At 64.7% G+C, this 13,979-nt stretch carries 10 protein-coding genes; 4 read left to right on the forward strand and 6 right to left on the reverse strand.

Going from position 1 to position 13,979, the window contains the following annotated elements; genetic code table 11:
• The first annotated feature begins 90 nt into the window (after positions 1-90).
• From BLU39_RS23815 to BLU39_RS23825, 3 genes are all read left to right on the forward strand, one after another.
• Positions 91-1,596 (forward strand): efflux transporter outer membrane subunit, encoded by a 1,506-nt coding sequence (locus tag BLU39_RS23815; protein ID WP_092717822.1) that lies wholly within the window; start codon positions 91-93, stop codon positions 1,594-1,596.
• Positions 1,597-1,666: 70 nt separating this feature from the next.
• On the forward strand, positions 1,667-2,815 hold the full coding sequence (locus tag BLU39_RS23820; protein WP_092717825.1) for an efflux RND transporter periplasmic adaptor subunit: 1,149 nt from the start codon (positions 1,667-1,669) through the stop codon (positions 2,813-2,815).
• A 9-nt stretch (positions 2,816-2,824) separates the two neighbouring features.
• Entirely contained in the window at positions 2,825-5,884 is a 3,060-nt protein-coding gene (locus BLU39_RS23825; RefSeq protein WP_092717827.1) for an efflux RND transporter permease subunit, read from the forward strand.
• A 137-nt stretch (positions 5,885-6,021) separates the two neighbouring features.
• Here the strand turns inward: BLU39_RS23825 and BLU39_RS23830 are convergent, their stop codons facing one another.
• From BLU39_RS23830 to BLU39_RS23855, 6 genes are all read right to left on the reverse strand, one after another.
• Positions 6,022-6,375 (reverse strand): hypothetical protein, encoded by a 354-nt coding sequence (locus BLU39_RS23830; RefSeq protein ID WP_092717831.1) that lies wholly within the window; start codon positions 6,373-6,375, stop codon positions 6,022-6,024.
• Between the two features lie 257 nt (positions 6,376-6,632).
• Positions 6,633-7,556, reverse strand: a complete 924-nt coding sequence (locus BLU39_RS23835) for an SAM hydrolase/SAM-dependent halogenase family protein (protein ID WP_092717834.1) — start codon at positions 7,554-7,556, stop codon at positions 6,633-6,635.
• Between the two features lie 17 nt (positions 7,557-7,573).
• Complete coding sequence (locus BLU39_RS23840; RefSeq protein WP_232731340.1) at positions 7,574-10,072, reverse strand: TonB-dependent receptor plug domain-containing protein; 2,499 nt, start codon at positions 10,070-10,072, stop codon at positions 7,574-7,576.
• 105 nt (positions 10,073-10,177) lie between these two features.
• Positions 10,178-11,056 (reverse strand): NAD(P)H-hydrate dehydratase, encoded by an 879-nt coding sequence (locus tag BLU39_RS23845; protein WP_092717837.1) that lies wholly within the window; start codon positions 11,054-11,056, stop codon positions 10,178-10,180.
• A gap of 31 nt (positions 11,057-11,087) precedes the next feature.
• Positions 11,088-11,852 (reverse strand): histidine phosphatase family protein, encoded by a 765-nt coding sequence (locus BLU39_RS23850; RefSeq protein ID WP_092717840.1) that lies wholly within the window; start codon positions 11,850-11,852, stop codon positions 11,088-11,090.
• A gap of 80 nt (positions 11,853-11,932) precedes the next feature.
• A complete protein-coding gene (locus tag BLU39_RS23855) occupies positions 11,933-13,333 on the reverse strand; it encodes an L-cystine transporter (RefSeq protein ID WP_092717844.1) in 1,401 nt (466 codons plus the stop codon).
• Between the two features lie 262 nt (positions 13,334-13,595).
• On the opposite strand from BLU39_RS23855, the gene BLU39_RS23860 reads away from it, so the two are divergent.
• Positions 13,596-13,973, forward strand: a complete 378-nt coding sequence (locus BLU39_RS23860; RefSeq protein WP_092717848.1) for a nuclear transport factor 2 family protein — start codon at positions 13,596-13,598, stop codon at positions 13,971-13,973.
• Positions 13,974-13,979 lie beyond the last annotated feature (6 nt).

Below are 13,979 nucleotides of genomic sequence, written 5' to 3' on the forward strand. Positions count from 1 at the left end.
ACGGGTGGGCGGGATCGCCAGCCCGTAATGGAATACTTTTGCCCCCCTTTTCAACGGTGATGTGATACTGCAACGTATCGGACAAGAACCATGTTCTCCAGCATCCGGCAGCCCATACTCGGCATCCTCATGGCATGCCTGCTGGCCGCTTGCGCCGTGGGGCCGGACTTCCGGCGTCCCGCCGCTCCCGGCGGTGGCGACGGCTACACGCCGGCACCGTTGCCGGCGCAAACGGCGGCGGCGCCCGGTCCCGCTGGCCTGGCGCAGCGCTTCGTGCCGGGCCAGGATATCCCCGCGCAATGGTGGTCGCTATTCCAGTCGCCGGCGCTGGACCAGCTGGTGCGCGGCGCCCTCGCGCGCAATCCCGGCCTTGCGTCGGCCCAGGCGGCCTTGCGCCAGGCCGATGAAAACTACCGCGCCCTGTCGGGCAGCCTGCTGTATCCCGAGGTGGGCGCCCAGCTGGGCGCCAGCCGCGAAAAAAACAGCGGCCTGGAAGGGGCGGGCGGCGTCCTCAATTTGTACAATGCCTCGGTGAATGTGTCGTATGCGCTCGATGTGTTTGGCGGCAACAAGCGCCAGCTGGAAAGCCTGCAAGCCCAGGCCGAATATCAGCAGTACCAGCTGGAAGCGGCCTACCTGGCCCTGACGGCCAACCTGGTGACGACGGCCATACGCGAAGCATCCTTGCGCGCCCAGCTGCAGGCCACCGGCGAGATACTCGACGCGCAGCAGAAGCAGCTGGAGCTGATCGAACAGCAACTGCGCTTTGGCGCCATCGGCCGCGCCACGGTGCTGGTCCAGCGCAACACGGTGGCGCAGACGCGGGCCAGCGTGCCGCCGCTGGAAAAAGCCCTGGCCCTGACGCGCCACCAGCTGTCCGTGTATGCGGGCCGCTTGCCCAGCGAGTCCGGCATGCCTGAATTCGACCTGGCGTCGCTGCGCCTGCCGCAGGACTTGCCCGTTTCGCTGCCGTCGGTCCTCGTGCGCCAGCGCCCCGACATCCGCGCCAGCGAAGCGCTGCTGCAGCAGGCCAGCGCGCAGATCGGCGTCGCCACGGCAGCCATGTATCCGCAGTTCACCTTGACGGGCAATGTCGGCGCGCTGTCCACCAGCATTTCCGCGCTGCTGCACGCCAGCTCTTCCGTGTGGGGCGTGGCGGCCGGGCTGGCGCAGCCCATTTTCAATGGCGGCGCGCTGCGCGCCCGCCGGCGTGCCGCCATCGCCGCCTACGAGGGGGCGGCCGCCACATACCGCGCCACCGTGCTGGGCGCCTTCCAGAACGTGGCGGACAGCCTGCGCGCCCTCGATGCCGACGCTGCCGCCTTGCAGCAGCAAGCCGAGGTGGAGGCGCTGGCCAGCGAATCGCTGGCGCTCAGTACGCAGCAATTCAAGCTGGGCGCCATCAGCTACCTGAGCCTGCTGGACGCCCAGCGCACCTACCAGCAAGCCAGGGTGGGCCTGGTGCAGGCGCAGGCGGCCCGCTATGCCGATAGCGCCGCGCTGTTCCAGGCGCTGGGCGGCGGCTGGTGGAACCGTCCCGCGCTGCAGGCCGTTTCCACTGCGACAAGCTTGCCGGTGGCGGCGAGCGCGGACTGACGGGCTTGGCACCGGCAGTCTTGCGGCGCACGCGCAATGTCAGCCGCAAGCAATGACTAGGAGCGTATCCATGACGAAACGCACGAAACGCATGTTCATCATGCTGGGAACCGTGGTGCTGTTGATTGCCCTGCTGGCGCTGGGATTTTTCCTGCACATCCGTCAGCTCATGGCCAGCGCGCCCAAGCCCACGCCGCAGACGGTGTCGGCGACCATCATCCGCAAGGTCGAGTGGCAGCCGCACCTGTCTTCCGTGGGCACCCTGGTGGCCGTGCGCGGCGTCGACGTGACGAGCGAAATCGCCGGCCTCGTCAGATCCATCCATTTCAAGTCCGGCCAGGAGGTGAGAGCGGGGCAAGTGCTGCTGCAGCTGAACGCGGACGCCGACCTGGCGCAGCTGCGCGCGCTGGAGGCGGCGGCCGAACTGGCCGCATCCGTGCTGGCGCGCGACCGCCAGCAATTTGCCGTGCAGGCGATCAGCCAGGCGCAGGTCGACAACGACGTGGCCGACGTGAAAAGCCGCAAGGCCCTGGCGGCCCAGCAGGCGGCGCTGGTGGACAAGAAAACCATCCGCGCGCCGTTCGCGGGCAAGCTCGGCATCACCACCGTCAATCCGGGCCAGTACCTCAATCCCGGCGACAAGATCGTCACCTTGCAAACCATCGATCCCATCTATGTCGACTTCCATATTCCGCAAAAGCAGCTGGGCGGCCTGCAGGTGGGGCAAGTACTGAACCTGTCCAGCGATGCGCATGCGAACACGGCGTTTGCGGGCAAGGTCAGCGCCATCAGTTCCAAGGTCGATCCCGCCACGCGCAACGTGCAGGTGGAGGCCACGGTGGCCAATCCGCAGCGGCAGTTGTTGCCGGGCATGTTTGCCAACGTCAAGGTGGAAGTGGGCGACAAGAAACAGTACCTGACCTTGCCACAGACGGCGATCACCTACAACCCGTATGGCTCCACCGTCTTCGTCGTGCATCCGGCCCCGCCGCCCAAGGTCGGCGCGCCACCGCCGGCGGCAGGCGAACGGGTGGTGCGGCAAGTATTCGTGACGACCGGTGAGACACGGGGCGACCAGGTGGCCGTACTGACGGGGCTCACCGAGGGGCAGCAGGTCGTCACCAGCGGGCAGATCAAGCTCAAGAACGGCAGTCCCGTGGTGATCAGCAACGTCGTCGAGCCGCGCAACAATCCGCAGCCCACGCCGCAGGAACACTGAGGCGCCGTCATGAACTTCACCGATCTCTTTATCCGCCGGCCCGTGCTGGCGATGGTGGTGAGCCTGCTGCTGGTGGTGCTGGGCTTGCGCTCCCTGTTCAGCTTGCCAATCAACCAGTATCCGAAGACGCAGAACGCCGTCGTGACGATCTCCACCACCTATTACGGTGCCGATGCGCAGACGGTGGCCGGGTTCATCACGCAGCCGCTGGAATCGGCCATTGCCCAGGCGCAGGGCATCGATTATCTGTCCTCGTCCAGCAGCAGCGGCGTGTCGACCATCACGGCCACCTTGCGTCTCAATTACGACACGAACCGGGCGCTGACGGAAATCAATACCCAGGTCAGTTCCGTGAAAAACCAGCTGCCGGCCCAGGCGCAGACGCCCGTGCTGACGGTGGAGAGAGGGCAGACGACGGACGCCATGTACCTGGGCTTTTACAGCAAGACCTTGCCGACGAATAATGTGACGGATTACCTGAGCCGCGTGGTCAAGCCCAAGCTCGATTCCGTCAGCGGCGTGCAGACGGCGGAACTGCTGGGCGCGCGCCTGTTCGCCCTGCGCGCCTGGCTCGATGCGGACAAGATGGCCGCGTTCGGCGTGACGGCGGCCGAGGTCAGCACCGCCCTGGGCAATAACAATTACCTGGCCGCGCTGGGCTCCAGCAAGGGCCAGATGGTGACCATTCCCCTGACGGCCGGCACGGATCTGCATTCGGTCGAGGAGTTCAGGCAGCTCGTCGTCAAGCGCAGCGGCGACTCCATCGTGCGTTTGCAAGACCTGGCCACCGTCGTGCTGGGTTCGGAAAACTATGATTTCAACGTGGCCTTCAGTGGCGTGCGTTCCGTCTTCATCGGCATCAAGGTGGCGCCGGAAGCCAATATCCTCGACGTGGCCCAGCGCGTGCGCGCCAGTTTCCCCGACATCCAGGCCCAGCTGCCAGCCGGGCTGACGGGGGAAATCGTGTACGACTCGACCTTCTTCATCAATACGTCGATCCGGGAAGTCATCAAGACCCTCGTCGAGGCGCTGCTGATCGTCACCATCGTCATCTATCTGTTCCTGGGCAGCCTGCGGGCCGTGATCGTACCCGTGATCGCCATGCCGCTGTCCCTGATCGGCACGTTTACGGCCATGCTGGCGCTCGGCTATTCCATCAACTTGCTGACCTTGCTGGCCATCGTGCTGGCCATCGGCCTCGTCGTCGACGACGCCATCATCGTCGTGGAAAACGTGGACCGCCACATGAAGCAGGGCCAGCCGCCGCTGGAAGCGAGCCTGCTGGCGGCACGCGAACTGGGCAGCCCCATCCTGGCCATGACGGTGGTACTCATCGCCGTGTACGTGCCCATCGGTTTTCAGGGCGGCCTGACGGGCGCGCTGTTCACCGAATTCGCCTTCACCCTGGCCGGCGCCGTGGCCGTGTCTGGCGTGGTGGCCCTGACCCTGTCGCCCATGATGTGTTCGCGCTTTTTCCGTCCGGAACAGGACAGCGGCCGCTTCGTGCAAGCGATCGACCGCGTCTTCGGCAAGGTGCATGATACGTATTTGCGCCTGCTGCACGCGCTGCTCGATACCTGGGTGGTGCTCATCGTCCTGGCGGCGATCTTGATGGTGGTGCTGGGGTTGATGTTCAAGATGGCGCAGTCCGAGCTGGCGCCCGAGGAAGACCAGGGCGTCGTGCTGTCGCAAGTGGTGGGCGACCCGACGGCCACGTCGGACCAGATGCAGGTGTATGCCGAGCAAATCTACCAGGTGGCCAAGGCCATGCCCGAATACAGCCAGATGTTCCAGATCACGGGCGTGCCGACCGTCAACTCCGGTTTTGGCGGCATGCTGATGACGCCCTGGGACGAGCGCACGCGCAGCGCCCAGGAAGTGCAGCAAGACTTGCAGGCGGGCTGGAACCGGATTGCCGGCGCCCGCGTGGCCGCCTTCCAGTTTCCCGCCTTGCCCGGTTCCTCGGGTTTGCCCGTGCAGTTCGTCATCGCCACCACGGAACCGTTTGAAAACCTCGACGCCATCGCGCAGCAGGTGCTGGAAAAGGCGCGCGCATCGGGCAAGTTCTATTTCATCGATACGGACTTGAAAATCGACAAGCCGCAAGCGACCGTCGTGGTCGACCGCGACAGTGTCGCCGCGCTGGGCATGACGCAGCAGGACGTGGGCTCGGCCCTGGGAGCCGCCTTGGGCGGAGGCTACGTCAATTACTTTTCCATCGCCGGGCGCTCATACAAGGTGATCCCGCAGGTGCTGCAGGTGGACCGCCTGAACCCGTCGGCCGTGCTGGATTTTCATATCAAGACGCCCAATGGCACGATGATACCGGCCAGTACCGTCGCGCACATCCAGTACGACGTCGTGCCCGAATCGATCAACCGCTTCCAGCAGCTGAACTCCGTCACCTTGTCCGGTGTGTCCGGCGCCTCGCAGGGCGAAGTGCTGGACTTCATGCGCGAGACGCTGGCCCAAGTGGCGCCCAGTGGCTACACGGCCGATTACGCTGGCCAGTCGCGCCAGTTCGTGCAGGAATCGGGCGGCTTCATCGTCACCATGCTGTTTGCCGTGGTGATCGTCTTCCTGGCGCTGGCGGCCCAGTTCGAGAGCTTCCGCGACCCTGTCGTGATCCTCGTTTCCGTGCCGCTGGCCTTGTTTGGCGCCACCATGTTCATCTTCCTCGGCTTTGCATCGATCAATATCTACACGGAAGTGGGCCTGGTGACCTTGATGGGATTGATCAGCAAGCATGGCATCCTGATCGTGGAAGTGGCCAATCAGCTGCAAAAGACGGGCAAGAGCAAGCGCGAGGCCGTCGAAGCGGCCGCAGCCGTGCGCCTGCGTCCCATCCTGATGACGACGGCCGCCATGGTGTTCGGCGTGCTGCCGCTGGTGATCGCCTCGGGCGCGGGCGCGGCCGGGCGCCACGCGATGGGGCTGGTGATTTTCACGGGCTTGTCCATCGGCACTTTGTTTACCCTGTTCGTCGTGCCGGCCATGTATCTGTTCCTGGCGGCGGACCATCAGGCGCTGGGCGCCCGGAGCACAGCGACAGCGGCGCCAGCCCACTGAGGCACCGTGGCGCCTCGTGATGGGGAGAATTGCTGCGCTGTGCAAGAAAAAGAGCCTTCGTCGGAAGGCTCTTTGCTGCGTATGCTGCCGCAGGCTTTGTGTTGCTGGCGTTCCGGCCGGTCGCCGGAACGCGGCTGTTAGCTGTTGCGCGGCGGTGGGGTGGTGCCGGTACCGGTTCCTGTGCCGGTACCGGTCCCGGTCCCGGTGCCCGGCGTGGTGCCATTGTTGGGCGTGGTGGCCGGCGGCGTGGTCGTGCCGTCGGGATTGGTGGTGGTGCCCGGTGCAACGGATGGGGTGGCGGGTGTGGTGGCGTCCGGCGTGGTGGTGCCGCTGGTACCAGAAGTGCCGCTGCCGCCTGTGCCGGGTGTGGTGGCGGGCGTGGCCGGGGCGGTGGTGGTCGATTCGTTGTGCTTGTTGCAGCCGCCCAGCAGCGCGCATACGATGGCGGTGCCGAGGACAAGCTTGCTGGTGCTAGGGAGTGGGGCCGTCATGATTGTTCCTTTCTCGTTGGAAAGCTGTCGTGGGTGATCCTACCTTGCCAGGTTGCCTGCCACAGTGCGGGCAGGCTATCGCAGCAGTGCTGGCATCGCTTGCAAAAATTAGAGTAGGCAGGCGCGCGCAGGTTCACCGGATTTACAAATCAGCGGCCATCGGCGCAAGGAGAGGCGATCCGCTTTGATATGGCGCAAACGTGCCACGTGAACGAGAGGCAGTGGGCCAGGACAGGACGCCCTGGCCGCAGCGGTGTTTATTTCGACGACGAAACCTTGCTCACTTCTACTTCCCAATCCACGCCCGATTCGACGTGGTGTTTGGCGGCAAAGTCGCCCTGGCTGATGGCGACGGCCACGTCGAGCAGGCTGTTCAGGTAGACGAGCGGCTTGCCCTTGGCGACGCCGCCAAACGTGTGCTCGAACGGCGCCGTCACCTTGGCCACTTGCTTGCCTTTGTGCAGGATGCGCACTTGCAGCGGATCGTGCAGTTTGACCTGCAATTCATCGAGCAGGGATTTCGGGATATTCGTCCACACGTTGCCGTATTTGACGTCCAGCACGGGCACGATGCCGCGGATGGTATTGCCGTCGCGTACAGGTTTCTGATACGCGATCTTGACCACGGCTTCGCTTGGCAGCTGCGGGCCCACCTGTTCATAGCTGATGGCGCCCGAGGCCAGGCGCGCACCGACATAGGCGTACACGTCGCGGCCATGGAAGGTGTACGACTCGGCGGAGCCAGCCAGGCGGTTGACCTTTTCATCGATTTCACGCAGTTCCGCCACGCCGTCGCGCTCGGCGATCAGGGTGAACAGGCCATTGTCCGGCCCCACGAAGTAGCGTCCACCCTTGGTTTTCAGCACCACCGACTTGCGATTGGTCCCCACGCCCGGGTCGATGACGGACACGAACACAGTGCCTTGCGGCCAGTAGTTGGCCGTCTGGTACAAACGGTAGGCGCCCAGCCAGATATCGTAGTCGGGAATCTGGTGCGTCAGGTCCGAGATGGTGAGCTGGGGATCGACGCCATAGGCGACGCCATGCATGGCGGACACGGCGCCATCGGCCGTGCCGAAGTCCGTCATCAGCACCAGCGGCGCGGCGGCCTGGGCGGCAGACAGCATGAGCGCGCTCAGGCAGGCACCGGCGACGAGGTGGGAGATTTTCTTGATGATCATGTGTTCTTTCCGTGGCCTTAGAAGGTGTAGTTCAGCTTGGCGTAAAAGTACGCGCCATTGACGCCGATGGGGTTGATGAAATTGTAGGGCAGGGCGCCGCCATACGTGGCGTTATTCGTTTCCCGCACGCGCTGCGGATAGCGGTCGAGGATGTTGTTGCCGCCCACGCTCAAGGTCAGTTGCTTGCTCAGCTTTAACTGGCCTTCCAGGTCCAGCGACCAGACGGCGCCGAAGCGCTGCGCGGGGATGCCGTCGATCAGGGGCGCATCGCTGTCGTACGAGAAATCTTTCAGCTCGCCAAAGCGCGTGGCGCGTGCCTGCACGCCCCAGCCGGCCGCCTGCCAGTCGGCGCCGAGTATCAATTTGCTGTTGGGGGACGCATGTTTGATGCGGAACAAACTCGTCTCCGTCAGCAGGGTCAGACTCGGATCGATATTGGCCAGCGCAGCAGAACTCTGGCGCACCTTGTCGAGGCTGGTTTTGTTCAGGTTCAGCGCCGCGTTCAGGTTCAGCTTGCCTGACGTGAACGCCAGGTCGTGGTTCAGCACCACGTCCAGGCCGCGGGTAGCGGTGTCGAGCAGGTTGGCCAGGTAGGCGACGGACTGGATGTCGCTGCGCCCATTTGCGGCCAGATAGGCCGTGACGGCGTCGCTTTGCAAGTCGCTCGAGCGCGTGATGCGGTCGCGGATGCGGATCACGTAGGCGTCCACCGTCACGCTGGTGGCGGCGGCCGGTTTCCAGGCAAGGCCAAGGGACACGTTGGTCGATTTTTCAGGTTTCAGCTGTTGCGCGCCGAAGCTGCGCGCCAGCGGGTCGCTGGCCGGCAGCAGCGCCGCCGTTTGCAGGGCCGTGCCATCGGCGTTGAAGTTCAGCGTGGCGAAGCGGAAACCCGTCTGAACGAGGGCCGGCGCGCGGAAGCTGTTCGACAGCGAGCCGCGCACGAGAAAATTGTCCGTCACTTTATAGCGCGTGGACAGTTTGCCCGTGCTGGCGCTGCCGAAATCGCTGTAATCGGAATAGCGGGCGGCGGCGCCCACCAGCAGGCGCGGCGTGAGGTCGCTTTCCACGTCCGCATACACGGAGCGGATCTGGCGGCTGCCGTCGTAGGCGTCCGACGGGCGCAAGCCCGGTCCCGCCTGCGCGCCCGGCGGCGCGTCCGTGAAGCTGCCGGCCGCGTACGAAGCGGGGTCGCCGGCCGAGCTGGTGTAGGTTTCGCGCATCCATTCGGCGCCCACGGCCAGGCTCAAGGGCGCGGGCAAGCCGATGTCGATGGTCCGCGTGGCATCGAGGTTCAAGGCGTTCTGGCGGAAGTCGAAGCCGGCCAAGTTGAAACGCGTGGGGCTGGCGGCGCCCAGCGAGGCGTTGACGGAGTGGCTCACGCCGTAGTCGAAGCGGTCGCTGCCGTGACGCGCGCTGGCGTCCCAGTTCCATTCGCCCAGACTGCCGCGCACGCCGGCCACGATGCTGAGGTCGCGCTTGTCGCCATTGGTGACGGGGCGGTAGCCGTTCGGATACAGGGCCGGTACGTTCGACGGGTCGCCCGGGTAGCGGAAGTAGGCGCTGCCGTCGGACTTGCGTTCGTTCAGGGTGGCAAACGAGTACAGGTCCATGCCGTTGGCCAGGGTGAGCTGGGTGTTGTAGAACAAATAGTTGTTGCGCTGGCGCGAGTCGCCCGACTTGAACACGACCTTGCCGTCGAGCGCCTGGTCGGCCGGCGTGAAGTTGTAGGACGTCCAGCCCGCGTCGCTGGGGCCGGCCCGTTCCGTGGGCGAGCGGCGCCGTGTTTCCGCGCCGAAGCGGAAGAATCCCGCCTCGCCCAGCGGCACGCCATAGTCGGCGTTGACGATGACGGTCTGGCCATCCGTCAGGGTCTGGTCGGTCGGCTCGAAATGCGTGTGGTTGGCGCCATAGCTGACGGAAGCGGCGCCGCCCGTGCGCGCTTTTTTCAGCACGATGTTGATGACACCCGCCACGGCATCGCTGCCGTACTGGGCGCCGGCGCCGTCGCGCAGGATTTCGATGTGGTCGATGGCGTTGGGCGGAATCGCATTGATGTCGACCGGCACGGTGCCGGCAAAGCTGCTTTCCGTGTCGAGCACGGCGCTCGTATGGCGGCGCTTGCCGTTGATCAGCACCAGCACCTGGTCGGGCGCGAGGCCCCGCAACTGGATGCCGCGCACGGAGTCCGATGCGCCGCTCGACTCGATGCGGGGGAAATTGATCGATGGCGACAGGTTTTGCAGGGCCGCGCCCACGTCGCCCGTCGACAGCGCATTGCTCACTTCGCGTGCGCCGAAACGGTCGATGGGCACGCTGCTGTCGAACACCGTGCGGTTGCGCGCGCGCGAACCGACGACGGTGACCTGGTCGATGCTGGCGCTGGCCGTTTCCGTGGCGCTGCCCGCCACGTCTTGTGCCCAGATGGATGGTGCGCCCAGCATGGCGCAGGCCAGCACGGTGGCGCGCAGCGGTGTGGCGGGAAGGGAAAGCGTGGAGGTTGAATGGCGCGGATACAAGGTGGTGTCCTTTAAGCTTGTTCATCTGAAAACAATTGAATGAGCTTAAGGGAGGTTGTTGCCTGGGCGAACGATTCTTTATGGATATGCTTATGGCTGTTGTTTTTATGCCGCCAGATTGCGCAGCAGCGCGGGAATCTCGGCCGGGATTTCGCGCGCCAGGTAGCCGAGGATGCCGAAGCGCAGGGCCAGCTGTTCGCCCGCCAGCGCATGCAGGGCAATGCCCCAGGCGCACGCCTGCTCCAACGGCGCGCCGCGCGCGGCCAGGCCCGTGATGATGCCGGCCAGAGTGTCGCCGGAGCCGGAAATGGCCAGGCCGATATTGCCGCCTGCATGTGTCCAGTTGGTGCCATCGGGCATGGCGATGACGGTCAGCGCGCCTTTCAGGGCGACGATGGCATTCCAGCGCCGCGCCGCGTCCACGGCGCAGGCATGCGGGGCGGCCAGCACGGCGTCTTTCGACAGGCCCATCAGCTGGGCCAGTTCGCCCGCGTGCGGCGTCAGCAGCACGGGCTGGTCAAAACGGAAGTGCGCGGGCTTGCGCACCATTTGCATGGCGCAGGCGTCAAGGATCAGACGGCTATTCGCAAACAGGGGCAGCAAATGGCGCATCAGCTCGCAGCTGGCGGCCGTGTCGCACATGCCTGGCCCGACGAGCACGGCATCGACCTTGCCGGCCAGCGGCGCCAGCTGGTGTTGCGCTTCGTGGCGGAAGCCGCCCAGCGCCGTTTCGTCCAGGCCGATGACCCGCGCCTCGGGCATGGCGACGGCCACTTGCGCCGCCACCGACGCGCCCGTCGCCAGCGTCAGCTTGCCCGCGCCCGCGCGCAGGGCGGCCGTGGCCGCCAGCAAGATGGCGCCCGGCATTTCCGCCGAGCCGGCGACGATCAGCAAATGGCCGCGTACTTCCTTGTCGCCATCGGGCTGGGGCATGGGCAGGGGCCAGGAACGCAACTGGGTAGCGGTGATGTCGGTGGTGTCCATGCATGAGCTCCGAAAAAACTAGGATTTGGGACTAGGACTTAGGCGCGGCCGGCATGTCGGGCTGGGCCGTGACGGGTGTGCCCGCCGCTTCCAAAGGCGCGACGAAGTTGCACAGGTCCAGCTGCAACTTGCCGTGCTTGCCCAAGGCCGGGTTGAAAGCGTACGAGGTGACGCCGCAGTTGGGCACGTCGGCCGCCTTGTCGATGGCCAGGATGGCTTGCTCGTCGCAGCGTTCCAGCAGGTAGCGGAAGCAATTGACGATGACCTGGTGGCCGACGATCAGCACCCGTTCTCCCCGGTATTCGCGGGTGATGGTGTCGAGCACGCTGCGCAGGCGCAGGATGACGTCGCACCAGCTTTCGCCACCGGGCGGACGGAAATAGAACTTGCCCACGTGCTGGCGCTGCTCGTGCAGTTCCGGGTACTTGCTGGCGATGCCGTGCACGGTCAGGCGGTCGAGGATGCCGAATTCCTTTTCGCGCAGGCGCTCGTCGGCCACCACGGCGTTCAAGCTGTCCGCATCGATGCGCGCCAGCACGGCTTGCGCCGTCTGCTGCGCCCGCACGTACGGCGAATACAGCACGACGGTCGGTTGTTGTTCAGGGGGGAGGGTGGCGAACCAGTCGCCCAGGGCTTGCGCCTGGCGCGCGCCAAGCTCGGAGAGGGGAACGTCGACATCGCGCTCGGCGATGGCGATCAACAGCTGTTTTTCCGCTTCGGCGGCATCGCGCGCCACGTTGCCGGCACTTTGGCCGTGACGCACGATCCAGATTTGCTGCGGCCATTTCTGTTCCATCGCCTTGCGCCTTCCTCCGTATTTATTGCTAATAAATATAGACGAAAGCGGCAAGGCGCGGCGCGCCGCTGGATAGATTTTTAGGCTGCGTGTTCCGCTTCGTCCAGGTCGGGCGCGTCGTCGCTGTTGTAGACGGCCAGGTCGGTCTCGCCCATGACCCGGCTGGTGACGGTGCCGGCCGTGATCGAGCCGCTGACGTTCAGCGCCGTGCGGCCCATGTCGATCAGCGGTTCGACGGAGATCAGCAAGCCGGCCAGCGCGACGGGCAAGTCCATCGCCGACAGCACGATCAGCGCGGCAAACGTGGCGCCGCCGCCCACGCCGGCCACGCCGACGGAACCGATGGTGATGATGGCCAGCAGGGGCAGCAGGAAGCTGACCGTGAAGGGATCGACGCCGACGGTCGGGGCGATCATGACGGCCAGCATGGCCGGATAGATGCCGGCGCAGCCGTTCTGGCCGATGGTCGAACCGAACGAGGCGGCGAAGTTGGCGATGCCTTCCGGCGTGCCCAGGCGCTGCGTTTGCGTCTGCACGCTCATCGGGATCGAACCGGCGCTGGTGCGCGACGTGAACGCGAAGGCCAGCACGGGGAAGACTTTTTTCACGAAGCGCAGCGGGTTCAGGCCCACGCCGGCGATGATGGCCAGGTGCACGAGGAACATCAAAATCAGCGCGCTGTACGAAGCGACGACGAAGTTGATCAATTTCAAGATGTCCGTGTAGCTCGACGAGGCCACCACTTCAAACATCAGCGCGAACACGCCGTACGGCGTCAGGCGCAGCACCAGGGTAACCATGCGCATGACGATGGCGTGCGCCACTTTCATGAAGTGCTCGAACGAGGCAAAAATCTCCGGCTTTTTCGCCGCAATGCCCGTGGCCGAGATGCCGATGAAGATCGAGAACACGACCACGGCGATGGTCGACGTCTTGCGCGCGCCCGTCATGTCGAGGAAGGGATTGGTCGGCACGAAGCTGACCAGCAGTTTCGGCAGGGACAGGGCCTTCGCCGTTTCCAGCGAGCCTTGCAGCTGCACGCCGCGCGCCACTTCGGCGGCGCTCGACGTCAGGCCGACAGCCGTCAGGCCGAACAGCTTGGCCATCAAAATGCCCAGCGCGGCGGCGACGGTCGTCGTGATGAGCAGGGTGCCGATGGTCAGCGCGCTGATCTTGCCCAGCGAGCTCGCGTCCTTGAGTTTCAGGATGGCGGAAATGATGGACACCATGATCAGCGGCATGATGATCATCTGCAGCAGTTTGACGTAGCCGCTGCCGACGATGTCCATGTATTCATTGGTGCCCGCGATGATGGGCGAGCCGGCGCCGTACAGCCACTGCACGGCCGCACCGAGCAGCACGCCCAGGCCCAGGCCCGTGAAGACGCGCACGGTAAACGTCGCGTGTTTGCGTTGCTGATGGAACATGAAAGCGAAGACGAGCAACGCAACGAGCAGGTTCAGGATGATGTTAATTGCCATGAAGGGGCCTTATCTTGGTTTTATTCGAGACTGCACGGAGCACATAAACTGTACTACAACTGACAGCTGCCCCAGCCCGGGGCGGAAGGGCAAGCACTGTACAGTACTATGGTGGCGTTTTGCGCAATACCGCTGCGAATATTACGCTATATAAATATGCTTCACAGGTATAAGCCTTGTGGCTGATTGTGAATTTAGCTATTTCGTGCCAGCATGCTTTTCCCGTTTGCTAAGATGCGCCAGACTATTTGATAGGAAGAAGATGAATGCATTAACTGAAGTACAAGTGCTCGATGCGGAAGAACGCTTGCGCCTGGCCATGATGGCTTCCGACGTGGCCGCGCTGAACGTCTTGCTGGCCGACGACTTGCTGTTTACCAATCACCTGGGCCACTTGCTGAGCAAGCATGCTGACCTGGCCGCGCACGAGCAGCGCCTGCTGGCCATCACCGACCTGCGCGCGTCCGAGCGCCATGTGCGGATCAACGGCAACGTGGCCGTCGTCTCCGTGCGCATGCAGCTGACGGGCACCTACCACGATGTGGAAACGCATGGCGACTTCCGTTTTACGCGCGTCTGGGCGCAGGATGCGGCCGGCGCGCTGCAAGTGATCGCCGCCCATTCCGGCGTCGTGGCTTGAGGAGTA

This window comes from Janthinobacterium sp. OK676, assembly GCF_900103595.1.
Lineage (GTDB): Bacteria > Pseudomonadota > Gammaproteobacteria > Burkholderiales > Burkholderiaceae_D > Janthinobacterium.

What these genes read in the sequence shown, in the direction of transcription:
- BLU39_RS23820 (WP_092717825.1), top strand. Translation starts at nt 1,667, where the DNA reads ATGACGAAACGCACGAAACGCATGTTCATCATGCTGGGAACCGTGGTG.
- BLU39_RS23845 (WP_092717837.1), bottom strand. Translation starts at nt 11,056, where the DNA reads ATGGACACCACCGACATCACCGCTACCCAGTTGCGTTCCTGGCCCCTG.
- BLU39_RS23835 (WP_092717834.1), bottom strand. Translation starts at nt 7,556, where the DNA reads ATGATCATCAAGAAAATCTCCCACCTCGTCGCCGGTGCCTGCCTGAGC.
- BLU39_RS23825 (WP_092717827.1), top strand. Translation starts at nt 2,825, where the DNA reads ATGAACTTCACCGATCTCTTTATCCGCCGGCCCGTGCTGGCGATGGTG.
- BLU39_RS23815 (WP_092717822.1), top strand. Translation starts at nt 91, where the DNA reads ATGTTCTCCAGCATCCGGCAGCCCATACTCGGCATCCTCATGGCATGC.
- BLU39_RS23855 (WP_092717844.1), bottom strand. Translation starts at nt 13,333, where the DNA reads ATGGCAATTAACATCATCCTGAACCTGCTCGTTGCGTTGCTCGTCTTC.
- BLU39_RS23850 (WP_092717840.1), bottom strand. Translation starts at nt 11,852, where the DNA reads ATGGAACAGAAATGGCCGCAGCAAATCTGGATCGTGCGTCACGGCCAA.
- BLU39_RS23830 (WP_092717831.1), bottom strand. Translation starts at nt 6,375, where the DNA reads ATGACGGCCCCACTCCCTAGCACCAGCAAGCTTGTCCTCGGCACCGCC.
- BLU39_RS23860 (WP_092717848.1), top strand. Translation starts at nt 13,596, where the DNA reads ATGAATGCATTAACTGAAGTACAAGTGCTCGATGCGGAAGAACGCTTG.